The organism is Micromonospora sp. Utrum1 (assembly GCF_057197805.1).
Genome location: NZ_CM170071.1, coordinates 6048688 through 6072029 on the forward strand (window position 1 = coordinate 6048688; position 23342 = coordinate 6072029).

Sequence of the window (23342 nt, forward strand, 5' to 3'; positions counted from 1 at the left end):
GACACCCGGCCTACGCCCCACGACGTACGCCGGGTGTCGCCGTGCGGCCCACGACGCAGCGCCCGCGGCGGCCGAGCATCGGGGGCATGAGTAGACGACTCTCCCCCGCCGGACGCAAGGCCCTGCTCACCCTGCACCTGGTCACCGCGCTGGGCTGGCTCGGCGCCGACCTGGTGCTGCTCAGCCTCGGCGTGGCCGGGCTGCGCGGGGCCGACCCCGAGGTGGTCTATCCGGCGGCCGCGCTCCTGGTCACCTGGCTGTTCGCCCCGCTGAGCGTGGTGGTCTGGCTGGTCGGGCTGGCCAGTGCGCTGCTCACCCCGTGGGGGCTGCTGCGCTGGCGCTGGGTGCTGGTGAAGTTCGCCGTCACCACGGTGGTGCTCACGCTCGTGCTGCTCCTGCTCACCCCGCGGGTCCGGCACCTCGGTGAGCTGGCCGGGGCGGCCGACGCCCACCTGCGCGTCGACCTGGTGGTCGCGCCGACCGTCTCCAGCACGCTGCTGCTCGTCGTCACGGTGCTGTCCACGTACAAGCCGTGGGGGCGGCTGCGGCCGGCCCGACCGGCGGCCCGGCGACCGGTGCCCGCCGGACGCGCCGGCTGAGTCAGGCCGCCGACCCCTCCAGGGTGGCGCCGAGTCGGCTGGCCAGCCCGAGGTGGGCCGCCCGGGCCTGCCGGAAGGCGTAGCCGAACAGCGGCGCCGGGGCGGAGAGGGTGATCTCCACGTCGATCCGCACCACTCCGTCGGGCTCGTCGCGCAGCCGGGTGTGGTTGCGCACCGTGGTGGCCGGCTGCTGCCGGGCCACGGTGACCACCTCGTCCTCGTTGGCGATCAGCACGTCGGCCTGGTAGGTGACCGGGAAGTGCAGCGGGCCGAGCGCGAGCCGGTCGGTGATCGCGTAACTGGCCAGCGCGCCCGGCCGGGGCGGCAGTTGCCGGACCCGGACGATCAGCGGATGCAGCTCGCCCTGCCGGCTCAGGTCGCCGAGCAGGGCCACCGCGTCCGCCCGGGTGCACCGGGCCTGCACGGTGTAGCTGAAGCTGTCGCTGCTGAGCAAGCGGTACCCCCTCGCCGTCGTGGGTCCGCACGATCGTCCCGTACCGGAGCCGGGCTGGCAACGGGTCGGAAGTCCCTGGCCGCGTGCCGGGCGCGCCGCACCGGACCGGCAAGCCGGCGGAGCACGCGCGACCCCGGCGCCGTCAGGGCGGCGAGCTGGAGTCGATCAACAGCGGCGGGCCACTCAGGCGCCCGGGAGCACCTCGGGGGTGCTGTCGGCGAACCAGGGCTCGGGCGCGCCGAAGAGGCCGAGCAGGCCGGTCACCCAGAGCTGGCGGTGCACGAACCGGCTCGGCTCGGTGACCACCAGCTTGACGCCGCTGACCTCGCAGGTCTGGAAGCCGGCGACCATGGCGCTGATGCCGACCGAGTCGATGAAGGTGACGAGCCGCATGTTGAGCTCGATCCGGGAGGGGCGGCCCTTGGCGAGCACCTCGGCAATCGCTTCCCGCACCTCGTACGCGGTGTCGACGTCGATCTCCCCACGCGGGGCGATCTGGACCACACCACCCGACAGCACCGACTTCACGATCGACAGGCTCACGCGAGCACCTCCACTCGCCCATCTGGGCGCCTCATCAGTACGCGGGCCGCGACCGAGAGTATTCCTCCGACGGCCTCGGTCGCCACCCCTCGGGATGAGCAATTCGCGGACTGGGCACACCTGGGCATCCCAATCCGGACCTTCGGTCTCCCTTTTTCCCCGCGGCGCGGGTCCCAACCGGTCGGTCGACCGGTCACGAGCCCGCCCGATCCGCCGACCCAGGGTAGCGGGCCGGCGCATGCCCGGGTGGCACCCGCCCCGGCGCGTTCGGGTGGTTCGTCCGGTGAGCGCCCTGCTCGGCCGCGACCCGCGCGGTCCGGGGTGTTTGCGCCGGGTCCGGCCGGGGCACTGGCCCCGGTGAGCGAACCGTCACGCGCCGGATGACCCGAAGTCCGAACCGGCCGCCGGACTTCGGCCCCCCGAGGAGGTAACACGATGTTCGGATCCACTCTGCTGGACCGCCGCAGCAAGCCCGAGCGGGTCGCCGACCAGGCGTGGCAGCACCTGCTCTCCACCGTCGGCTCCGCCGGTGACAGCGTGCGGGACGCCGCCCGCTCGGCCCGCCGCAACTCCTCCGGCCTCGCCGACGACGCGACCGACCTGGTCGGGTCCGCCGCCGAGGAGGCCCGCCGCCGGGCCAGCCTCGCCTTCGACGCGCTAGCCGGCCGCCGGCCGGCGCTGCCCTGGACGCTGCTGATCGCCGCGGCGCTGGCTGGCGCGGCGATCGGCTGGGCCGCCGGCACCGCCGCGCGGGCCGCCGGCAGCCGGGAGCGGGACGTCGACGAGATCGAGTTCGTCGACGTCGACCGCCCCAACTCCCCCGCCGGCCTGGACGGCTGAGCCGGACACCACGGTGGCCGTCCCCGACGTCGGGGACGGCCACCGTGGTGTGTGCGGAGTCGTCAGCGGGCGGTGCAGGAGAGCGTCGGCGCGCGGTTGGCGCCCGGGTAGGTGCCGGTGAAGCCCACGGTGGTGACCCCACCGACGCCGAGGTTGCCGTTCCAGCCGGCGTCCCGGACCGTCACGGCCGACCCGGTCTGCGTGTACGACCCGTTCCAGAGCTGGGTGATCTTCTGGCCGTCCGGGAAGGTCCAGGCGACGGTCCACCCGGCGATCGGGGCGGTGCCGGAGTTGCGCACCGTCACCTCGCCCTGGAAGCCGCCCGGCCACGAGTTCGTCACCGCGTAGGTGGCCGCGCAGCCGCCGCCGGTCGGCGACGGGCTGGGCGAGGTGGGCGACGGGCTCGGGGACGTCGGCGTCGGGCTCGGGGACGTGGGCGTCGGGCTCGCCGAGGTGGGCGTCGGGCCGGGCGTGCCGCCGAGCCGGTCCGCGACCAGGACGCCCCGGCCGTTGGTGCCGAGGTAGACCCGGCCGTAGACCCGCGGGTCCCCGGTGAGCGCCTCGCCCGCGTTGCCGTACTGGTGCTGGTCGTCGTTGATCCGCAGCCAGGCCGCGCCGGCGTTGTCCGAGCGGTACACGCCGTGCGTGCCGTCGATGGTGCCCACGGTGAACAGCGCGGGGTACGTCTGCCCGGGGGCGGCCCTGCCGAAGCCCACGTTGACGGCCGAGGTGACGCCGGCGAGCTTCGTGAAGCTCGCGCCGGAGTCGGTCGAGTGCCACAGCCCGCCCTCGCCGGCCAGCCACAGGTCGCCCTCCCGGCCGGGCACGGCCTTGAACTTGACCCCGGTGCTGGGCAGCCCGGTCGCCGCGGTGGCGGTGAAGCCGGCGCCGCCGTTGGTGCTGAGGTAGAACCGCCCGCCGCTGACGCCGTAGAACCGGTTCGGGTCGACCCGGTCGGACTCGACGACCGCGTTGGCCGGGATGCCGGTCGCGGCGGTCCACGAGGTGCCGAAGCCGACCGAGCGGACCACCGGCTGACCCGGGTCGCCCGGCGCCCAGACGAACTGGCTGCCGTCGGCGGACGCGGCCACCGTGCCGCCGCTGTTGATCCCGGACGGCTCGGTGCCCTGGAACCAGTTCGCCCCGCCGTCGGTGGAGAACGCGACGTGGCTGTCGTTGGGGCGGTCCGCGTCGGTGAAGTTGCCGGTCCGCACCAGCACCGCCGGCTTGGTCTCGGCGTAGTCGAGGCTGGTGGTGCTCGTGAAGATCGGCTGGGTGAACATCGTCGGCGGCACCGCGGCCAGGTCGGTGTGGCGGAAGCCGCCGATGTCACCGAGCGCGCTGACCAGCGGCGCGCCCGAGGGCGGGCTGACCAGGTCGAGCACCGCCGTCTCCTCCAGCCCCTTGACCATCGGCCGGATGGTGACCTGGCCGCCGGTGTCCCACTTCGTCAGGTCGGTGGTGCCGTAGACGGTGGCGCCGGTGCCGTACATCATCCGGTTGCTGTCGAACGGGTCGATCTCCAGCGACTCGTTCATCCAGCCCAGTTTCGGGCTCTCCTCCGGCGGGGACGGGTTGGTGCCGAAGGTCAGCCAGGGCACCGCGGAGATGTCCATCGTGTACTTCTTCGCGCGATTCGGATAGCCGGCGAAGTCCCAGATCCGGGTCCAGGTGGCGCCGCCGTCGGTGCTGCGCCAGAAGATGGCGTCCGGCCACCAGGAGACCTGGGTGGCGACCATCAGGGTGTTCGGGTGCTGCCGGTCGATGGTCAGCCCGGAGTAGCCGAAGTAGGCGTCGGCGCTGGACGACGGGACCGGGCTGATCTGCGTCCAGGCGCCGGTGGCCCGGTTGAACTTCCACACGTCGCCCTTGCCGCCGTCGTACGGGCCGCCGGTGTCGCTGGTGGCGATGTAGAGGTAGCCGCCGACGGGGTCGACCACGCCCTTGTGGGCCAGGTAGCCGGTGGGCTGGCCGGGGACCCGCTCCCAGGTGGCGCCGCCGTCGGTGCTCCGGTAGACCGGATTCTGCTTGTCGGCCACGCCCACGTAGACGGTCTTCGTGGCGGTGCCCGCCGTACCCGTGCTCTTGTCGAAGCTGACCCAGGTCAGGCCCTGGTTCTGGCTCTGGTAGCCGGAGCTGTCGTTCGCGTCGGCCCGGTAGTTGCCGACGTTGGGGAAGCTGGCCACCCGGGCCCAGGTGACCCCGTAGTCGGTGCTGCGCCACAGGCCGTTGCCGCCCTCGGCCCCGTAGTAGACGATGCTGTTCCGGTTCGGGTCCACGGCGAGCCGCTCCCCCATGCCGCGGCCGGGCATGTTGCCGCCGTTCTTGAACGGCAGCGCGGTGGCCTGCCAGGTGGCGCCCTTGTCGGTGGAGCGCAGGATCGCCCCGTTGTTCGGGTCCCAGTCGTTGGTGTACATGCCGACCGCGGCGTACACCCGGTTGGTCTGCACCGGGTCGGTGGCGAGGCTGACCACGCCGTTCCAGCCCCACCTGTCGGCGCCGACCCAGTCCAGCAGCGGCGTCCAGGACCGGGTCGACTGCTCCCAGCGGTACGCCCCGCCGATGTCGGTGCGCGCGTAGACCAGGTTCTTCTCGGTCTGGTTGAAGATGATGCCGGGGACGAAGCCGCCGCCGTCGATCCGGACGTTCTTCCAGCCGTACGGCTCGGCCGCGGCGGCGGCGGCCGGGGCGGCGGGTGCGGCGGCGAGCTGCACGACGGCCGCCGCCGCGGCGGCCAGCGCGGCGGCGGCCACGCCGGCGAGACTTCTGCGCATGGGCGGTTCCTCTCGGTTGCCCGGGTGGTGGAACGGGAGCGACGCGGTGGCGGTCGGCGGACGACCGCGCCCTGACGACGTCGGGGGGATCTCGGGGAGCTGCCCAGGGCTCCCCGTCGGCGTGCTTGGCTCCCACAGCCGAGGGACATTCACCTTAACCGTTGTCTGCCGGCTTTGGAAGCGCTCCCAAGAATGTCGTCCACCCGGATCGGGTGAGGACAGGTCACCCGGGACACGCACAGGATCGGAGTTGCGGGACTCCGTGCCGGCCGCGGAGCCCGGCGGACCGCGAACCGATCCCGGGAGGGGAGGCCAGCATGGCCACCGCGACGACCACCCGTACCGACCAGGAGATCCAGTCGGCCGTCCTGGACGAGCTGACCTGGGAACCCCGGGTACGCCCCAACGAGATCGGGGTGACCGTCACCGAGGGGGTGGTGACGCTGACCGGCGGGGTGGACAGCTACGCCAAGAAGTGGGCCGCCGAACGCGCCGCCCACCGGGTGCCCCGGGTCCGGGCGGTCGCCAACGACCTCGCCGTCCGGATCGCCACCTCGGCCGAGAAGAGCGACCCGGAGATCGCCACCGCGGCGAGCCGCGCCCTGGAGTGGGACGCGTTCGTGCCGATCGAGGCCCTCAACGTGACCGTCGCCGACGGCTGGGTCACCCTGCACGGCGAGGTGGAGTGGGAGTACCAGCGCCGCGCCGCCGAGCGCTCGGTCGCCCGGCTCAAGGGCGTACGCGGGGTGAGCAACGGCATCACCGTGCGGCCCAGCGCCCGGGCCGACGGGCGCGACCTGGCCGAGCGGATCGTGGACGCGCTGGCCCGCAACCGCGCCACCGAGGCGGAGGGGATCAGCGTCCGGGTGCACGGCGACACCGTGCTGCTGGAGGGGCTGGTCCACTCGGCCGGCGAGCGCGAGGAGATCGAGCGGGTGGTGTGGAGCGCGCCCGGCATCCGGGAGGTGCACAACCACGTGACCGTGGGGCGGTGAAACCGGACCACCCGGGCCGGGTGATCCCGGCTCACCCCGCCGCGGGCGAGGGTGGGAACCATGAGTGATCCGAACTGGCTGATCACCCCCGGGCGCCCCGCGCCCGGGTTCGCCCTGCCGGCCACGCCCGATGGGCGGGTGGTGGCCTGATGACCACGCAACTGCAGGTCACCACCGCCCGGCTGAGTCTTCCGGTGACCGGGACGGACCACGCCCGCGGGCCGGCCGACGCGCCGGTCACCCTCGTGGAGTACGGCGACTTCCAGTGCCGGTTCTGCGGGGCCGCGTACCGCAACCTGGCCGAGGTGCTGCGCCAGCGCGCCGACACCGTCCGGCTGGTCTACCGGCACTTCCCCATCGTCAACGTCCACCCCTACGCGGAGAGCGCGGCGGAGGCCGCCGAGGCGGCCGGCCGGCGGGGGCGGTTCTGGGAGATGCACGACTGGCTCTACGAGCACCAGGACCAGCTCGACCCGGTGCACCTGTCGCTCGGCGTCGAACAGCTCGGGCTGCCGGCCGAGGAGGTCGGCGCGGAGGTGGCGGGGCAGGCTCACGCCGACCGGGTCCGGCGGGACTTCGTCGGCGGTATTCGCAGCGGGGTCAACGGGACCCCGACGCTCTTCGTCAACGAGGTGCGGCACGACGGCGGCTACGACCTGGCCGAGCTGCTGGCCGTCGTGGACGCCGCCGCAACCGCCTAGGCCGCCGTCAGATCAGCCGCAGCTCGCGCGCCCGCCGGACGGCTTCCCGCCGGCGGGTCGCGTCGAGCTTGCGGTAGATGTTGCGCACGTGGGTCTTCACCGTGTTGACCGACAGCGACAGCTCGCTGGCGATCTCCACGTTGGACAGGATGCTCTGCAGGTAGCGCAGGATGGTCAGCTCCCGCTCGGTGAGCGGCTCGTCCAGCGTCCGCTCCGGGCCGGCCGGGCGCTCCGGTGGCTCGTCGGCCCGCCGCTCGTCGGCCCCGCGGACCAGGTCGCTCACCATCGGCCAGTGGGCGGTGCCGGAGTCCAGGTGCGCGGCGAGCAGGTCGCGCACCCCCGGCTCGGCGCGGGTGAAGACCCGCCGGTAGCCCTCCGGTTCGGCCAGGTCCAGCACCTGCTCCAGGATCCGCCCGGCCCGGCGGTCGTCACCGGCCGCGCCGGTCAGCGCCGCGTCGAGCAGCCCGGCGGCGAGCCGGACCGGCAGCGGCCAGGCATCCGCGTCCGGCCCGGTCCAGTCGGGCAGCGCCCGCCCGGCGGCGCGGGGGTCGCCGGCCCGCAGCCGCACCCGGGCCAGGGCCACGTCCAGGGCGGCCGCCGGGCCGGTCCCGGCCTCCCGCGCCCCGCCCGGCTCCCGGTCGGCCGCGCCGGCCGTCGGCGGGCCGGCCGGGCGGGGCGGCAGGTCGGACGCGGTGGTCCTGACGTCCGGCGCGCCGGCCCCCGCGTCGGCGAGCAGGGCGCGGGCGCTCTCCAGGTCGCCGACGGCGGCACGCAGCTGGGCCTCGTCGGCGACCAAGCGGGCGACCAGCTCCGGGCCGGGTGCCGCCTCGCGGGCCGCCGCCAGCGCGCGCAGCGCCGCGGCGGGCTCTCCGTCGGCAGCCAGCAGCCCGGCCCGGCAGAGCGCGGCCAGCGCCGCCCCGCCCGGCTCCGCGGTGGCCGGCCCGGCCAGGGTCAGGTTCGCCGCGGCCTCCGCCGGCTCGTCCCGGTCCCAGGCCACCAGGGCGAGCGCGAGGTACGCGTACCCGCAGTCCAGCCGCGAGGACCAGCCCTCGCAGGGCGACATGGCCAGCGCCTCCCGGGCGGTGCGTTCGGCGGCCCGCAGCGCGCCGTGCCCCGCGTCCAGCAGCGCCGACCGGCTGGCACAGACCAGCTCGGTGCGGGGCCGGTCCGCCCGTCGAGCCGCCGCCAGCGCCTCGGTGAAGTGGGCGCCGGCCGCGGACAGCTCCCCCTCGGCCAGCGCCACCAGCCCGAGCGCGGTGCCGGCGACCGCCCGCACGTCGGCGTCCTCCGCGGCCCCGGCGCGCGGATCGTCATTCGGGCCGGCCGGGGCGGCGGTGGCGAGCAGCCGCTCGGCCGCCCGGCGTACCTCGTCGTGGTCCCCGGCGAGCCGGGCCAGGGTCAGCTCCACCGCCAGGGCCAGCCGCCGGAACCGGTCCCGGCGCGGGGCGGGCAGGTCGCGGGCCTGCTCGACGGCCCGCCGGAGCTGTCCCGCGGCCGCCTCGGCGTCCCCGGCGTACGCCCGCTCGGCCGCGCCGGCCAGCGCCAGCTCGGGATCCCGGCGCACCGCCTCGACCGGCGGTTCGGGCGGGGCCGGGGCGGCAGGACGGTCCCGCTCGTACGGCGCCAGCTCGGGCCAGCGGGAGATCAGCAGCTCGGTGGCGGTGTCCCACTCGCCCCCGGCCAGCGCGTGCCGCAGCGCCTCGGCCGGCCGGTCGTGGCCCGCGTACCAGCCGGCGGCGCGCCGGTGCAGCTCACCCAGCTCGTCGGCGGGAAGCCGGTCCAGCTCGTCGCGGAGCAGGTCGGCCAGGAGCGGATGGCACCGGTACCAGGGCGGGCTGCCCCCGTCCTGCTGGACGAAGCCGCCCTCCCGGGCCAGGTCGGCCAGCACCTGACCGGCGTCGGCCCGCCCGGTCACCGCGTCGGCCAGGTCGGCACAGACCGCGGCGGCCACCGCGCTGCGGCGGAGCACGTCCCGGGCGGCCGGCTCCAGCGGCGCGAGCACCTCGTCACGCAGGTACCCGGCGACGTCCGGCTGGTCGCCGGCGAACCGGTCGACCGCGCGGGCCGGGTCGGCCTGGGCGCGCAGCGCCAGCGCGGCGAAGCGCAGGCCGGCGGGCCAGCCCCCGGTCCGGTCGGCCAGGCGGGGCACCGCCGCGGCCGGCAGCGGCACCCCGTGCGCGACCAGCAGGTCGGCCACCTCGTCGGGGGTGAACGCCAGCTCCGCCGGGCCGACCTCGGTCAGCTCGCCGGCCAGCCGCCACCGGTGCAGGGCCAGCGGCGGGTCGGTCCGCGCTCCGGCCACCAGCCGCAGCCGCCCCTCGGTGTGCCGGAGCAGGAACTCCAGCCCGGCCAGCGCGGCCGGGTCGGTCGCCCGGTGCAGGTCGTCGAGGACCAGCAGCACCGGCCGCTCCCGGGCGGCGAGCGCCGCGGCGAGCAGTTCGAGCTGGTCCGGCCGGGGCGGGCCGTCCGGCACCGGCGGCTGGGGGCCCTCGTCCGGCACCCCCTCCGCGGCGGCCCGCAGCGCCGCCGCCAGGTAGGCCCAGAGCCGCTCCCCGGTGTCGCCCTCCTCCACGGTCAGCCAGGCCGGCGGCGGCTCGGCCCGCACGGCCCGGGCCCAGCCGGCGAGCAGCGTGGTCTTGCCCCAGCCGGCGGGCGCGAGGACCAGGGTCACCGGCCCGGCGGCGCCCCGGTCGAGCCGCTCCAGCAGCCGCGGCCGGACCAGGACCGGCTCGGGCAGCGCGGCCGGCGCCAGCCGGGACGCCAGCAGTGGCGCGCCGACCACCCCGAGGCCACCCGCCGACCCGCCCCCGCCCGGCGGCCCGCCGACCGCCGCACCCGCGCCACCCGGGGCGAGGTCCGGCGTGCCGGCGGCGTCCGTCGCCGCGCTGATGTCGGTCGGCGTCGCGGCGACCTCGACGCGGTCAGCCTCCTCCGGCATGCGGCCCCTCCCCCGGTCGGTGCGGGCAGCGGTTACCCGGCCGGGACGGGTTCACCCCTTCGGGGCGAACCGGGGTCACCCGCCCCGGCCGCACGGTGGAGGCACGCGGGCGGCCGGCGACGGATCCGGCCGCCCGGCAGCCCCCGACGAACGGGAGGGGCAGGTGGCACGGATGGGACGGCTGGTCGCCGCCGGCCTCGCCCTCGTGGCGGCGGGCGGGGCGCCGGTCCTCGTACGCCGGCGCGGGCGGCGGCCGCCCGGGGCCGCGCCCGGCCCACTGCCCGGACGCTGGCAGGTGGTGACCGTGGCCGGCCGGCCCGAGGAGGTGCTGCCGCGCGGGCGCTCGCCGGAACCGCTGCGCCCGCTCGACGGCGCGGTGGAGCTGGCCGCCCGCCCCGCCCCCGGCGGGCGCGGCACCGAGCTGTCGCTCCGCCTGCTCGGCGGCGAGGCGACATTGCCGGGCCTGGCCGCCCACCTGCTCGGCGACGATCCCGGCCGGTTCCTGCGCCAGCTGCTGCGGGAGGCGAAGCAGCTGGTGGAGACCGGGGAGGTGCTGCGGGCGGACCGCTCGCGGCTGGACCTGCCCGGCGCGGCCGGCTGAGGGCGGTCGTCCCCGCGCCGTCCCCGCGAGCGGGCCGACGACCCGATTCCGCCGCTCCTCGCCCGGTGAGCCGAACGGCCGGGGATGGCACACTCGGCGGATGCGCGACGACCGCCCGTACGACCTCGTCCTCTTCGGCGCCACCGGGTTCACCGGCGGCCTGACCGCCGAGTACCTGGCCCGGCACGCCCCGGGCGGGCTGCGCTGGGCGCTGGCCGGACGCAACCCGGGCAAGCTGGCCGGGGTGCGGGACCGGCTGGTTGCGATCGACCCGGGCCTGGCCGAGCTGCCCCTGCTCACCGCCGACGTCACCGACCCGGCGTCGCTGCGCGCCGTAGCGGAGAGCGCCCGGGTGGTCGCCAGCACCGTCGGCCCGTACATCCACCACGGCGAGCCGCTCGTCGCGGCGTGCGCCGCCGCCGGCACCGACTACCTCGACATCACCGGCGAGCCGGAGTTCGTCGACCTCATGTACGTGCGGCACCACGCCGAGGCGGTGCGCACCGGGGCGCGGCTGGTGCACGCCTGCGGCTTCGACTCGATCCCGCACGACCTGGGCGCGTGGTTCACGGTCAAGCAGCTGCCCACGGACGGGCCGGTCACCGTGGACGGCTACGTCCGGGCCGGCGGGCGGTTCTCGGCCGGGACGTACCACTCGGCGCTGACCGCGTTCTCCCGGACCGGGGAGATGAGCCGGGCGGCGAAGGCGCGTAAGGCGGTCGAGCCGCGGCCGGAGGGCCGCCGGGTCCGGGCGGTGCCCGGCAGGGTCGGCCGGGTGAAGGAGTTCGGGCTGTGGGCGGTGCCGCTGCCCACCATCGACCCGCAGGTGGTCCGCCGGTCGGCGGCGGCGCGCCCGGAGTACGGCCCGGACTTCCGCTACCGCCACTTCGCCGCGGTGAAGCGGCTGCCCACCGTGCTGGCCGCCGGGGTGGGCCTGGCCGGCGTGGTCGGGCTGGTCAAGCTGCCGCCGACCCGGCGCTGGCTGCTCGGCCGGCTCTCCTCCGGGCAGGGACCGAGCGCCGCGCAGCGGGCGAAGTCCTGGTTCCGCGTCCGGTTCGTCGGCACCGGCGGCGGCCGGACCGTACGCACCGAGGTGGCCGGCGGCGACCCCGGCTACGACGAGACCGCCAAGATGCTCGCCGAGTCCGCGCTCTGCCTGGCCCTCGACGACCTGCCCGCGACCGCCGGGCAGGTGACCCCGGTGACCGCCATGGGCGACGCCCTGCTCGACCGACTGGTCCGGGCCGGGATCACGTTCCGGGTGCTGGGCGCTTGACCCTCGACCGGGTTGAGGGCCCAGGATCCGGCGTCGTGGAGAGCGAACTGCGCAGCATCGGCGAGCTGGCCCGGGCCAGCGGGCTGACGGTGAGCGCCCTGCGGTTCTACGACCGCTCCGGCGTGCTGGAGCCGGCGCTGGTGGACCCGGCGACCGGCTACCGCTGGTACACCGACGACCAGGTCGACCCGGCCCGGCTCGTCGCCGGGCTGCGCCGGGTCGGCATGCCGCTGGCCGGGATCGCCGAGGCGCTGCGGCACCGGCACCGGCCGGCGGTCGTGCACCGGCTGCTGGACGCGCACCTGCGCCGCCTGGAGGACGGCCTCACCGACGCCCGCCGTGAGCTCTCCCGGATCCGCACCCTGATCGATCCGGAGGAGACCCCCATGACCACCCGACTGATCCTGTCCCGCGCCGACCTGGCCGCCGCCGTCGACGCCGTCCGGTTCGCCGTCGGCGCCGACCCGGAACTGCCGGTGCTCTCCGCCGTGCTGCTGGAGGTCGAGCCGGACGGCGTACGGCTGGTCGCCACCGACCGGCACCGGCTGGCCGTGGCCCGCGCGGACGGCAAGGTCGACGGGCCACCCGTGCGCTCGCTGCTCCCGGCGGACGCGGTGGACGAGCTGCGCGCCCTGCTCGACACCGGCGCCGGGATCACCCCGGAGGCGTATGTCACCGTGACCCCGGACCGGGTCGAGGTGACGGTGGCCGGCCGGCCGGTGACCGCCGCCGCGCTCCCGTACGACTTCCCGGACTATCGCCGGCTGCTGCACGGGCAGGTCGGCGACGCGCCCGCCCACCGGATCCCGGTCGACGTGGCGGCGCTGCGGCGGGCGCTCACCGCCGAGGGCGCCCCGGTGCTGCTCCGCGAGTACGCGGGGGTCGACCACGAGGTGGTCGTGCTCGGCCTGGACGAGCGGGGCGGCCTGAGCGTGGTCGGGCCCGACACCCCGGACGGCCTGCGGGTCGGGGTGAACCGGGAGTACCTGCTCGACGCCCTCGACGCCGGCGGCCGGGGCCAGCTCGTGCTGGAGCTGGACGGGCCGATCGCCCCGCTGGCCGTGCGCCGTCCGGACGACGAGGACGTCTTCTCCATCCTCATGCCGGTCCGCCTCTGACCGGTCGTCCGGGTGCGGGGCGGGCGGAACGGGTCGCGACGGTAGCATCTGGGGGTCCCACCTGACTGCCTGGACGGAGGCGTACGGAGCAGCATGCTCGACATGGAGTTGATCCGGAAGGATCGCGAGGCGGTGGCGACCGCGCTGGCGAAGCGTCTGGATCCCGCCGAGGTCAACCGGGCGCTGGACGAGATCCAGCGGCTCGACCAGGAACGCCGCGCCCTGATCACGGAGATCGACGCCGAGCGGCAGCGCCGCAAGGCCGAGGCGCGGGCGTACGCGGAGGCGAAGCGGTCCGGCGCCACGCCGGAGCCGGTCGCGCCGGAGGCCGAGCGCAAGCAGCTCGCCGAGCTGGAGTCCCAGCTGGACGAGGTGCAGTCCCGGCTGCGCGGCACCATGAGCGAGCTGCCCAACCTGCCCGCCGACGACGTGATCGCCGGCGGCAAGGAGGCCAACCGGGTGGTGCGCACCTTCGGCGAGCCGCCGGCCGTCGAGAAGGTCCGCGACCACGTGGAGCTGAGCAGGGCGCTCGGCCTGGTCGACCACGAACGCGGGGTGAAGCTCGGCGGCTCCGGCTTCTGGATGTACACCGGCCTGGGCGCCCGGCTGGAGTGGGCGCTGGTCAACTGGCTGATCGAGCAGAACATCCAGGCCGGCTACGAGTTCCTGCTCCCGCCGCACCTGCTGCTCGACAGCGCCGGCTTCGCGGCCGGCCAGTTCCCGAAGTTCTACGAGGACGTCTACCACCTGGACAAGCAGTCCGCCCCGCGCGGCCAGTTCCTGCTGCCCACCGCCGAGACGGCGATCCTCGGCGCGTTCCAGGACGAGATCCTGGAGACCGGGAAGCTGCCGCTGAAGGCGTTCGCCTACACGCCGTGCTACCGGCGGGAGGCCGCCGGCTCGCACTCCGACGAGCGGGGCACGGTGCGCGGCCACCAGTTCAACAAGGTGGAGATCTTCCAGTTCACCCTGCCGGAGCAGGCGGGCGCGGCGCTGGAGGCCATGGTCGGCCACGTCGAGGGCCTGGTCGAGAAGCTGGGCCTGCACTTCCAGACCAGCCTGCTCGCGGCCGGCGACTCCAGCGCGGCGATGAAGAAGACCCTCGACGTCGAGGTCTGGATGCCGAGCACCGGCAAGTACAAGGAGGTGTCGTCGGTCTCCTGGGGCGGCGACTACCAGGCCCGCCGGGCCGCCATCCGCTACCGCGAGCCGGGCGGCAAGCAGACCCGGTTCGTGCACACCCTCAACGGGTCGGCGCTGGCCACCAGCCGGCTCTTCCCGGCCATCCTGGAGCAGTTCCAGCAGCCCGACGGCTCGGTCGTGGTCCCCGAGGTCCTCCGCGACAAGCTCGGCACCGACCGCCTCACCCCGCTCCGCTGACCGTCCCCGCCCCGCGATCTTGCACTTCCGGCCCGTCAGGAGTCCGGCTTGCGGCTTCTGCCGGGGCCACGAGTGCAAGATCGCGGGGGCGGCGCAGGCGGGCCAGGAGCAGTAGCCCGGCAAGCAGGGCCGCGAGGAGGGCTGGGCCGGCAGTGTCCAGCGCGTGCGCCAGGGTTTGCTGGGCGCGGGCGGCGGCGCGCACGACGGGGTCGCCGAAGGCGTCGTGGCGGCCCTGGGCGAGGCGCACCTCGTACCAGCCGTACCAGGCGACGTAGCCGCCGGCGACCAGCAGCACCAGACCGCTCAGCCGGGGCGCCCACGCGCCGGCGCCGCGCAGCCGGGCCACCAACCGGCCGCGAAGCAGCGCCACGCCGAGCGCGGCCACCCCGACCACCAGACCCATCCCGATGGCGTACGCGCCGAAGAGCGCCAGCCCGCGCAGCGCCGAACCGGCCCGCAGGCTGGTCACCACGATCGCCAGGAACGGCGCCATGGAGCAGGTCAGCGAGGTCAGCGCGTACGCCACCCCGAACAGGGCCATGGACGGCCAGGTGCGGGTCAGCCGGGGCGCCCGGGTGAACGGGCGCGGGGCGGGCAGCCGCCGGCCGGCGAGCAGCCAGCAGCCGGCCAGCGCCAGCAGCACGCCGAGGGTCACGGTCAGCCAGGGCAGCCGGGGGCGCAGCCAGTCCGCCAGCGGCGCCAGGGCCAGCCCGAAGGCGCCGAAGACCAGCGCGTACCCGATGGTCAGCCCGGCCGTGGCGGTGAGCGCGCGACCGACCGCGCCGCGGCCGTCGGCGGGGCCGGCGACCAGCAACGACAGGTACGCGGGCAGCATGGCGAAGCCGCACGGGTTGACCGCGGCGAGCATGCCCGCGGTCAGCGCGAGCAGCAGCCCGCCGGTCATCCCCGGGCCAGCGCGTCGACCTGCCGGGTCAGCGACTCCCCGTCCAGGAAGCCCTGGTGGATCACCCGGCCGTCGCGGTCCACGATCACGAAGGTGCTCTGCTCGACCACCTCGAACCGGCGCCACAGCGCGCCGGACCGGTCGTCGAGCTGCGGGGTGCCGGCCAGGTCGAACTCGGTGACGAACTCCTTCATGGCCCGCTGCTCGCCCAGCCCGGCGACGCCGACGATCGGCACGGCGTCCCGGTACTTCGGGGCGATCTCGGCGACCGTCCACGCCTGGCTGGCGCAGGTGGCACACCAGGGCGCCCAGAACCAGAGCACCACCGGCTTCCCAGCCAGGGCGGCGGCGGAGAACGCCGTACCGTCGAGGGTCTTCGCGGTGAACGACAGCGTCTCCGGCACCCGGGCCGGGACCACCGGCGGGGCCGGCGACCCGGCCGGGGCGGCGGCGGTGGACGCGGCGGCCACCGCGCCGACCGGGGTGGCCCGCTCCGGCCGGACCGCGCAGGACACCGCGCCGGGCAGCGTGGCGGCCAGCACGGCGGCGGTGACCAGCCGGCGGGCGGTACGTGGGGGCATCCGCGTCTCCTCTGGGTCCGGCTACTCGGCCTTGACCAGCCGGAGCGCGAGTTCGGGACAGACCTTGACCGCCTTGAGCGCGCCCTGCCGCAGCCAGGTCGGCACGGGGGTGGCGGGGAAGGCGGGGTAACCGTTGCCGTCGAGCCGGATGAAGTCCGGCACCACGTGGGCGCAGAGCCCGTGCCCGTCGCAGCGGGACCAGTCGAGGGTGAGCTTCTGCGGGTTGCCGTCGGGCGCGCCGGGCAGCCCCATCACGCCCTTGACCCGCTTGCCGCAGCCCTCGCCGGTGGCGTGCAGCCGCAGGTCCTCGGCGAACACCTCCATGGCGGAGAGCGCGAACCGGGCCGTGCCGTCGGGGTGGCTGCACGCGCCGCGCCCCTTCACGTCGCCGGCCGCGGCCCGGACCACCTCGATCGGTGCGCTGCCGGAGACCGCCAGGTCGACGGCGCGGGCCAGGTCGGGCAGGCCCATCTTGCACGGGCCGCACTGCCCGGCGGACTCGCCGGCCAGGTAGCGGACCACCTGGGCGGCCTCGCCGAGCGGGCAGGTGTCGCGGGGCAGCGGGACGATGATGCCGGCGCCGAGGGTGCCGCCGACCGCGGCGAGTCCCTTGCGGGAGACCTCGGCCCGGTCCGCCGCCTCCGGGGTGATCCACTTGCCGTGGTAGCCGCCCATGAGGATGCCCGGACTGTCGGGCACCTCGCAGAGTTCCAGGATCTCCCGCAGCGGGGTGCCGGCCGCGCACTCCACCACGGCGGGCCGCTTGGCCGCCCCGGTGACGGTGAGCAGCACGGTGCCCGGCTCGTCGTCGGTGCCGAGCGCGGCGTACTCGTACGGGCCGATCCGGGCGGCGACCGCGAGCTGGGCGTACGTCTCGGCGTTGGAGAGCAGGGTGGGCAGGCCGCTCACCCCGGAGTCGCTGGACCGCTTCTTGGTGCCCGGCGGGATGTGCGGCAGGCCGTTGATCCCGTTGACCAGGGCGCCGCCCTCGCCGGAGATGAACCGGTGCGGCACGGTGACGATGGTGGTCGGCACCGGCATCCGCCGCTCCTGCAACGCCTCGGTGAGCGAGGGCCGGCCCACGTCGTCGGCCACCCCGATCACGATCTCCTCGGCGTCCAGCGCGTACGCGGCCAGCGCGGCGCCGTCCAGGATGAGGTGCGGGGCCCGGGTGAGCAGCACCTTGTCCTTCCAGCTCGCCGGCTCGCCCTCGGTGGCGTTGACCACCACGACGGCGGCCAGGTCCTGCCGCTCGCACGATTCCAGCACCGCGCGCAGCTTGCGGGCGAACGGGAAGCCGGCCCCGCCCTTGCCCTTGAGGTCGATCGCCTCGGCGAGCCGGAGCAGGGCGGCCGGCTCCACCGGCCCGATCGGGCCGTGCACCTCCTCGTGGGCCAGCAGGTCGAGCCGGCCGAACTCGGCGAAGCCCGCGGTGAGCCGGGGCTCGCCGACGCAGGCCACCGGCGGCACTGTCGTCCGCATCACTTCGCCTCACCCCGCAGCCCGGCCCAGTACGCCCCGTCCACGGCGTCCGCGTTGGCCCGCTTGCGCCGGCTCGACCGGCTCTCGCCGGAAGCCTTCATGGCCCGGCGGGAGGCGAGGTCGACCAGGGTCGGGGTGTCGTCGACGAAGGCGTCGTCGGGGGCGTAGCGGGCCGGCGGGCGCCAGTAGTCCGGCTCGTCCGGCACGTCCTCCTCGACGCTGTGCCGGCCACTGCCGCTGCGCGGCGCCGACGAGATCGGGCTGCCCGAGATCGGGCCGGCCGAGATCGGCTCGCCGGAGACCGGCTCGCCCTCCCAGCGGCGCGGGCTGTCCCACGGCTCCTCCGGCTCGTCCGTCCGGCGCGGCGGAGCCGAGTAGCGTGCGACCTCCGCCGGGGTCACGTAGCGGCTGCCGGTGTCCGGCGGGGCCGAGTGCCGGCCGCCGCTCTCCGGCGGGGCCGAGTAGCGGGCGGCGGCATCCTCGTCGACCCGGGACCGGCGGGGGGTCCGCTCCTCCTCGTCCCGGTAGCGGCGGCCGACCCGCTCGTCGTCGCGGCGCCGGGCCACCGCCTCGCGCTCCTCACGGCGGGCCACCCGCTCGCGCTCTGCGCGTCGCCGGGCGGCCGGCGCCGGCTCCGCGTCCCGCCGGCGGGCCGGGGAGACCGGAGCCTCGGCGCGCCGCCGGGCGGCCGCCGCGCGGACCGGCTCGCGCAGCGTCCCGGGCTCCGGCACCACGGGTACGGCGAACCGCTCGGGGTCGCGGCGCCGGGCGGTGCCGGCGGGCGCGGTCCAGGTCGCGGTGACTTCCGCCCAGCCGCCCTCGCGGCTCCGGCGGCTCTCGTCCCGGCCGGCTGCCCGGCGCCGGGTCAGCCCGGCGAACAGGCCCGTGCGCTCCTCCCCCTTGCCGACCATCGCCTGGTTCAGCGCGGCGGCCTGGTGCTGCTCCCGGCTGCGCTTGCCGAGGTGGACGGAGAGGCGGACCAGCAGCGCCATCACCACCAGCAGCACGCAGGCCAGGTAGCTCACCACCACCCAGGTCTTCGCCGCCCGGCCGGCGTTGAGCCCGTGCAGCAGCGCGAACGGCCAGGAGACGTACGCCATGGAGTGCAGCGCGCGCCAGAACCACTTCGGGCCGACGCCGGCGAACCGGACCCGAATCAGGCCGGTCCAGAGCACGCCGACCATCAGCAGCGCGGCGACGGTGCCCAGCCCGACGTAGAGGCCCCGGCCGGCGAGGAACGGCACCACCGCGTCGGTCGGCCCGGCCCGGCCGATCGAGATCTTGGTGATCACGTGGCAGACCAGCCCGGCCACGCCGAGGATGCCGGTGGCTCGGTGCGCGGACTGGAGCAGCACCCGGTGCCGGGTGAGCAGCACCAGCCGGTCGGTGGCGAGCAGCCCCAGCATCACGGTGAGGCTGAGCGAGACCAGGGCGACCACCCCGGCGAAGAACTCGGTGAAGAAGAAGCCGTACGAGTACATGACGGTGCCGGCGCCGGCCAGTTCGAGGCCGGCCCACGCGACGGCGAGGGCGGACGCGGCGAGCGCCACCATCGCGGACTTCGACATCGTCCGGGCACCTCGGCTGCTGCTGGCGGTCCGGACGGTCGTCGCCTTCTCGTTCTGCTCTGCCCGGGCCATCTGCTCCTCGATCGTCTCGCGGCGGCACCCCCACCGGCCGCCCCTGCTCCGTCCTCCAGTACGGACGGACGGCACGGGCGGATCACCTCCGGTGGTGAATTTCTCGGCCCGTCGTCGAACCGCCCCGCCCCCGGCCGCGTGTAACGCCTGACGCAACGACGCATTTCCATCCGTTGACAGCTCTTGCAATACGCTTGTAACCTTGCCGCAAATTTCAGGCCGGTTTGCAAAAAGCCGACACTGGAGCCTTCCCCCGCGCCGCACCCCCTCAGGAGTCCCGATGCATCGACGTCGACGGCTCGCGGCCGCCCTCACCCTGGGCCTGGCCGCCAGCCTGCTCGTCCCCACCACCGTGGCGGCTCCCCCGGCCGCCGCGGCCACCCCCGGCAGCAAGAAGGTCATCGTCCAGCTCTTCGAGTGGAACTGGGCCTCGGTGGCCGGCGAGTGCACCAGCACCCTCGGCCCGAAGGGCTACGGCTACGTCCAGGTGTCCCCGCCCCAGGAGCACGTCCGGGGCAACCAGTGGTGGGTGGCCTACCAGCCGGTCAGCTACCGGATCGAGTCCCGCAAGGGCACCCGCGCCCAGTTCCAGGCGATGGTGAACACCTGCCACAACGCCGGCGTGAAGGTCATCGTCGACGCCGTGGTCAACCACATGTCCGGCCAGGACAACGGCGGCACCGGCTGGGCCGGCAGCGGCTACGGCCACTACGACTACCCGGGCACCTACTCGTCGCAGGACTTCCACTACTGCGGCCGCAACGGCAACAACGACATCGTCAACTACGGCGACCGGTACGAGGTGCAGAACTGCGAGCTGGTCAACCTCGCCGACCTGAAGACCGAGTCGGACTACGTGCGCACCCGGCTCGCCACGTACCTCAACGACCTGCTGTCGCTCGGCGTCGACGGCTTCCGGCTGGACGCCAGCAAGCACATGCCGGCCGCGGACATCGCCGCCGTCAAGGGCAAGCTGTCCCGCTCGGCCTACCTGGTGCAGGAGGTCATCTACGGCGCCGGAGAGCCGATCCAGCCGACCGAGTACACCGGCAACGGCGACGTGCACGAGTTCCGGTACGGCAAGGACCTGGCCCGGATGTTCAACAGCGAGCGGCTGGCGTACCTGAGGAACTTCGGCGAGTCCTGGGGCTACCTGCCCGGCGGCTCCGCGGTGGTCTTCACCGACAACCACGACACCCAGCGCGACGGCGGCGTGCTGACCTATCGCGACCGGGGCGAGTACGCCCTCGCGAACGCCTTCATGCTCGCCTGGCCGTACGGCACCCCGGCGGTGATGTCGAGCTACACGTTCAGCAACAAGGACCAGGGCCCGCCCTCGGACGCCAGCAACAAGACGTCGAACACCACCTGCTACTCGGGCTGGGAGTGCGAGCACCGCTGGCGGGTGATCGCCAACATGGTCGGCTTCGCCAACGCCACCCAGGGCTCCGGCGTCGCCAACTGGTACGACAACGGCTGGCAGCACATCGCGTTCAGCCGGGCCGGCAAGGGCTACCTCACCATCAACGACGAGGACTTCGCGATCACCGGCCGGTCCTACTACACCGGCCTGCCGGCCGGCCGCTACTGCGACGTCATCCACGGCGACTTCGGCAACGGCTCGTGCAGCGGTCCGGTGATCACCGTGGACTCGAACGGCTGGTTCGCCGCGACCGTCAACGCGCACGACGCGGTCGCCATCCACCTCGGCGCGAAGCTGCCCTGACGGCGACGGATCGCTGAACCGGAGGTCCCCCGCACGGCCGTTCGCGACCCCGGGGGACCTCTGTCCGATTATAGTACCGATCGTGCTGTTTGACCGATTGTTCTCGCGCTGGACGCTCGGCTGGCTGCTCGCCGCGTTCGGCGTACCGCTGCTGCTGGGGGCCGCCCTGGTCGGGCGGAACCTGACCGGCGGGGCGCCCCCCGCGCCGGTGGTCGCGGCGCCCACCGCGGCGCTGCCACCGGCCCCCGACGAGCCGACCCCGTCTCCCGAGGAGTCCGTGCCGGCCGCCGCGCCCGCCCCGGACGACCTGCCGGTGGTCACCTACGACCCGGCACCCGGCGGGTTCCCGGCCGACCCGGGCCCGGCCGACACCCGGCCGCTGGCCGAGGGGCTCACGCCGACCCGCACCGTGGCCGCGTACGACGCGCCGGGCGGCCGGCCGCTGGCCTTCCTGGCCCCCACCATCAGCGGCGTCGAGCTAACCGTGCCGATCGTCGAGCGGCGGGTCGGCTGGACCGCGGTCCTGCTCCCCTCGGCCAACCGCCGGATCGCCTGGCTGCCGGCCGGCAACTGGCGCACCGTCGCGCTGCCCGACCAGATCGTGGTCGAACGCCGCCCGCACCGGCTCACCTGGTACCGGGACGGCCGCGCGGTGCGCTCCTGGGAGGTCAGCCTGGGCATGCCGGGCCAGTCCACCCCGCTGGGCCGCACCTTCGTCCTGGGCCGCACCCCACCCCCGCAGGACGTCTACGGCGGGGTGGACATCTTCGCCCTCGGCGCGATCCCCGACGACCCGGGCGCGGTGCCGACCGGGCTGCGCGGAGCGCACATCGGACTGCACAGCTGGTACACCGACGCCACGCTCGGCAAGAACGTCACCAACGGCTGCATCCGGCTCACCCGCAGCGGGCAGCGGCAGCTCCTCGCCGAGCTGCGCCCGGGCACCCCGGTCGTGGTGGTGGACCAGCTCCCCGGCCCACCGGCCACCGCCTGAGCCGGCTCAGTCGCCGAGCAGCCAGCCGTTCTCCTCGGCCACCCGCACCGCGTCGGCCCGGTTGCGGGCGCCGGTCTTGCCGATCGCGGCGGAGAGGTGGTTGCGCACCGTCCCCTCGGAGAGGTGCAGCGTCGTCGCCAGCTCGGCCACCGTGCCGCCGCCCCGGGCGGTGCGTAGCACCTCGGTCTCCCGTTCGGTGAGCGGGCTCGGCCCGGTGGCCAGGGTCTCCGCGGCGAGCGTCGGGTCGACCACCCGCAGCCCGGCGTGCACGCGGCGGACCGCGTCGGCGAGCTGCCGGGCCGGGGTGTCCTTGACCACGAAGCCGTTCGCACCCGCCTCCATGGCCCGGCGCAGGTAGCCGGGCCGGCCGAAGGTGGTCACCACCAGCACCCGGCACCCGGGCAGCGCGGCCCGGAGCGCCGCGGCCGCCGCCACCCCGTCCAGGCCGGGCATCTCCACGTCGAGCAGGGCCACGTCGGGCCGGGTGCGCAGCGCCTCCGGCACCACCTCGTCGCCCCGCCCCACCTCGGCCACCACCGTGAGGTCCGGCTCCAGCGACAGCAGCGCGGCGAGCGCGCCCCGGACCAACGCCTGGTCGTCGGCGAGCAGCAGCCTGATCGGCGCGGTCATCCGGTGGTCCCCCGTCCGGTGTCGGCCAGGCTCACCCGGAGCAGGAAGCCACGCCCGCCGGGGGGCCGGCCGACGGTGACCGCGGCGTCCAGCCGCCGGGCCCGCTCGCGGAGCCCCACCAGACCGTGGCCGGCCGCCTCCGGCTCGCCGTCCGTCCCCCGGCCGTCGTCGCGGATCTCCACGGCCGCCGGGTCGACCCGGATCTCACAGCCCCGGGCGCCGCTGTGCCGGACCACGTTGGTCACCCCCTCGCGGACCGTCCAGCCGAACAGCTCGTCCCGCTCGGCCGGCAGCGACGGCACCGACTCGGGCAGGTCCGCGACGATGCCCGCGGCGGCCAGCGCCGATCGGGCGCCGGCCAGCTCCGTCGCCAGGCTCACCCCGCGGTACGCCCCGACGGTGCCCCGCACGTCGGCGAGGGCCTGCCGGGCGAGCCGCTCGATGTCGGCGACCTCGGTGGCCGCCCGGGCCGGATCCAGCTCCAGCAGCCGCCCGGCCAGCTCCGCCTTGACCGCCACCACGGTCAGCGAGTGCCCGAGGATGTCGTGCAGGTCGCGCGCGGTCCGGGCGCGCTCCTCGGCCACCGCCAGCCGGCGGATCTCCTGCTGGGCGCCCTGGAGTTCGGCGTTGCGCTGGGTCAGCCGGGTCACCCCGAACATGGCGAACGAGGCGAGCAGGACGGCGAAGATCACGGTGCCCTCCGCCGCCCAGCCGGGGACCAGCGCGGCCGTCACCGGTGGGGTCAGCGCGGCCAGCGCCACCACCACCAGCGCCTGCCAGCCCGGCAGCAGGAACACCGCCGCCGCGGCGACGAAGACCAGCGTGGTCAGCCAGTCGCCACCGGTGCCCGGTATGCCGGCGAGGCCGAGCCCGACCAGCAGTGTCAGGGCCGCCCACGCCGGGACGAGCGGGATGGCCCGGTGCTGCAGCCGGTGGGCCCGGGCCCACTGGAAGACGAGCACGTAGCAGACACCGAAGGCGATCAGCGTCCCCGCGCCCACCACCCGCCGCCAGACCTCCGGCTGATGCAGGGCCGCGAGCAGCGGAATGTTGAGGAAGAAGAGCCAGACCGCGGCCAGCAGCCAGCCGGTGAACCGCCAGTGGCGGGTCGCCAGGTAGCTCCGGTCCCACGGAAGGTGCATCGTGAACACGCTAGCCCCCGTCGG

General features: G+C 75.5%; 20 protein-coding genes. 10 read left to right on the forward strand and 10 right to left on the reverse strand.

Annotated elements, in window-relative coordinates:
* Positions 1-86: 86 nt before the first annotated feature.
* Positions 87-599 (forward strand): hypothetical protein, encoded by a 513-nt coding sequence (locus AC0OLQ_RS28345; RefSeq protein WP_484528790.1) that lies wholly within the window; start codon positions 87-89, stop codon positions 597-599.
* A gap of 1 nt (position 600) precedes the next feature.
* On the opposite strand, the gene AC0OLQ_RS28350 is transcribed toward AC0OLQ_RS28345, so the two are convergent.
* Both AC0OLQ_RS28350 and AC0OLQ_RS28355 read right to left on the reverse strand, forming a co-directional pair.
* A complete protein-coding gene (locus tag AC0OLQ_RS28350) occupies positions 601-1053 on the reverse strand; it encodes an SRPBCC family protein (RefSeq protein ID WP_357341410.1) in 453 nt (150 codons plus the stop codon).
* Positions 1054-1236: 183 nt separating this feature from the next.
* Positions 1237-1596, reverse strand: coding sequence for an STAS domain-containing protein (locus AC0OLQ_RS28355; RefSeq protein WP_357341409.1), 360 nt, complete (start codon positions 1594-1596; stop codon positions 1237-1239).
* A 435-nt stretch (positions 1597-2031) separates the two neighbouring features.
* Here AC0OLQ_RS28355 and AC0OLQ_RS28360 point away from each other — a divergent pair, with 435 nt between their 5' ends.
* The gene (locus tag AC0OLQ_RS28360) at positions 2032-2436 is read left to right on the forward strand and encodes a hypothetical protein (RefSeq protein ID WP_357341408.1); all 405 of its coding nucleotides are present in this window, start codon (positions 2032-2034) and stop codon (positions 2434-2436) included.
* 62 nt (positions 2437-2498) lie between these two features.
* Here the strand turns inward: AC0OLQ_RS28360 and AC0OLQ_RS28365 are convergent, their stop codons facing one another.
* A complete protein-coding gene (locus AC0OLQ_RS28365; protein ID WP_484528791.1) occupies positions 2499-5210 on the reverse strand; it encodes a cellulose binding domain-containing protein in 2712 nt (903 codons plus the stop codon).
* 317 nt (positions 5211-5527) lie between these two features.
* On the opposite strand from AC0OLQ_RS28365, the gene AC0OLQ_RS28370 reads away from it, so the two are divergent.
* On the forward strand, positions 5528-6205 hold the full coding sequence (locus AC0OLQ_RS28370; protein ID WP_357341406.1) for a BON domain-containing protein: 678 nt from the start codon (positions 5528-5530) through the stop codon (positions 6203-6205).
* A gap of 149 nt (positions 6206-6354) precedes the next feature.
* Positions 6355-6906, forward strand: a complete 552-nt coding sequence (locus AC0OLQ_RS28375; protein WP_484528792.1) for a DsbA family protein — start codon at positions 6355-6357, stop codon at positions 6904-6906.
* Positions 6907-6913: 7 nt separating this feature from the next.
* Here AC0OLQ_RS28375 and AC0OLQ_RS28380 read toward each other — a convergent pair whose 3' ends face one another.
* Positions 6914-9844 (reverse strand): helix-turn-helix transcriptional regulator, encoded by a 2931-nt coding sequence (locus AC0OLQ_RS28380; protein ID WP_484528793.1) that lies wholly within the window; start codon positions 9842-9844, stop codon positions 6914-6916.
* A gap of 172 nt (positions 9845-10016) precedes the next feature.
* On the opposite strand from AC0OLQ_RS28380, the gene AC0OLQ_RS28385 reads away from it, so the two are divergent.
* The 4 genes from AC0OLQ_RS28385 to serS all read left to right on the forward strand — a co-directional run bounded on the left by AC0OLQ_RS28385 (position 10017) and on the right by serS (position 14219).
* Positions 10017-10445 carry a hypothetical protein gene (locus AC0OLQ_RS28385; protein WP_484532453.1) on the forward strand — a complete coding sequence of 143 codons (429 nt, stop codon included), beginning with the start codon at positions 10017-10019 and terminating at the stop codon, positions 10443-10445.
* Between the two features lie 100 nt (positions 10446-10545).
* Positions 10546-11721, forward strand: coding sequence for a saccharopine dehydrogenase family protein (locus AC0OLQ_RS28390; protein WP_484528794.1), 1176 nt, complete (start codon positions 10546-10548; stop codon positions 11719-11721).
* Positions 11722-11768: 47 nt separating this feature from the next.
* Complete coding sequence (locus AC0OLQ_RS28395; RefSeq protein ID WP_484532454.1) at positions 11769-12839, forward strand: DNA polymerase III subunit beta family protein; 1071 nt, start codon at positions 11769-11771, stop codon at positions 12837-12839.
* Between the two features lie 93 nt (positions 12840-12932).
* Positions 12933-14219 carry a serine--tRNA ligase gene (gene serS, locus AC0OLQ_RS28400; protein WP_484528795.1) on the forward strand — a complete coding sequence of 429 codons (1287 nt, stop codon included), beginning with the start codon at positions 12933-12935 and terminating at the stop codon, positions 14217-14219.
* Here the strand turns inward: serS and AC0OLQ_RS28405 are convergent.
* The 4 genes from AC0OLQ_RS28405 to AC0OLQ_RS28420 are packed head-to-tail and all read right to left on the reverse strand — an operon-like array spanning position 14203 to position 18826.
* On the reverse strand, positions 14203-15123 hold the full coding sequence (locus AC0OLQ_RS28405; RefSeq protein WP_484528796.1) for a cytochrome c biogenesis CcdA family protein: 921 nt from the start codon (positions 15121-15123) through the stop codon (positions 14203-14205). The two genes, serS and AC0OLQ_RS28405, sit on opposite strands and share 17 nt — an antisense overlap.
* Positions 15120-15704: a redoxin domain-containing protein gene (locus AC0OLQ_RS28410; protein ID WP_484528797.1), complete on the reverse strand. Its 585-nt coding sequence runs from the start codon at positions 15702-15704 to the stop codon at positions 15120-15122. Before AC0OLQ_RS28410 ends, AC0OLQ_RS28405 begins: the two co-directional genes overlap by 4 nt.
* A gap of 21 nt (positions 15705-15725) precedes the next feature.
* Complete coding sequence (locus AC0OLQ_RS28415; protein ID WP_484528798.1) at positions 15726-17189, reverse strand: NADH-ubiquinone oxidoreductase-F iron-sulfur binding region domain-containing protein; 1464 nt, start codon at positions 17187-17189, stop codon at positions 15726-15728.
* A complete protein-coding gene (locus AC0OLQ_RS28420) occupies positions 17186-18826 on the reverse strand; it encodes a ferric reductase-like transmembrane domain-containing protein (protein ID WP_484528799.1) in 1641 nt (546 codons plus the stop codon). The genes AC0OLQ_RS28415 and AC0OLQ_RS28420 overlap by 4 nt, the downstream gene beginning before the upstream one ends.
* 280 nt (positions 18827-19106) lie before the next feature.
* On the opposite strand from AC0OLQ_RS28420, the gene AC0OLQ_RS28425 reads away from it, so the two are divergent.
* Positions 19107-20552, forward strand: coding sequence for an alpha-amylase (locus tag AC0OLQ_RS28425; RefSeq protein WP_484528800.1), 1446 nt, complete (start codon positions 19107-19109; stop codon positions 20550-20552).
* Positions 20553-20634: 82 nt separating this feature from the next.
* Positions 20635-21546, forward strand: coding sequence for a L,D-transpeptidase (locus AC0OLQ_RS28430; protein WP_484528801.1), 912 nt, complete (start codon positions 20635-20637; stop codon positions 21544-21546).
* Positions 21547-21552: 6 nt separating this feature from the next.
* Here AC0OLQ_RS28430 and AC0OLQ_RS28435 read toward each other — a convergent pair whose 3' ends face one another.
* Both AC0OLQ_RS28435 and AC0OLQ_RS28440 read right to left on the reverse strand, forming a co-directional pair.
* On the reverse strand, positions 21553-22176 hold the full coding sequence (locus AC0OLQ_RS28435; protein ID WP_484528802.1) for a response regulator transcription factor: 624 nt from the start codon (positions 22174-22176) through the stop codon (positions 21553-21555).
* Positions 22173-23318, reverse strand: a complete 1146-nt coding sequence (locus AC0OLQ_RS28440) for a sensor histidine kinase (protein WP_484528803.1) — start codon at positions 23316-23318, stop codon at positions 22173-22175. The genes AC0OLQ_RS28435 and AC0OLQ_RS28440 overlap by 4 nt, the downstream gene beginning before the upstream one ends.
* Positions 23319-23342 lie beyond the last annotated feature (24 nt).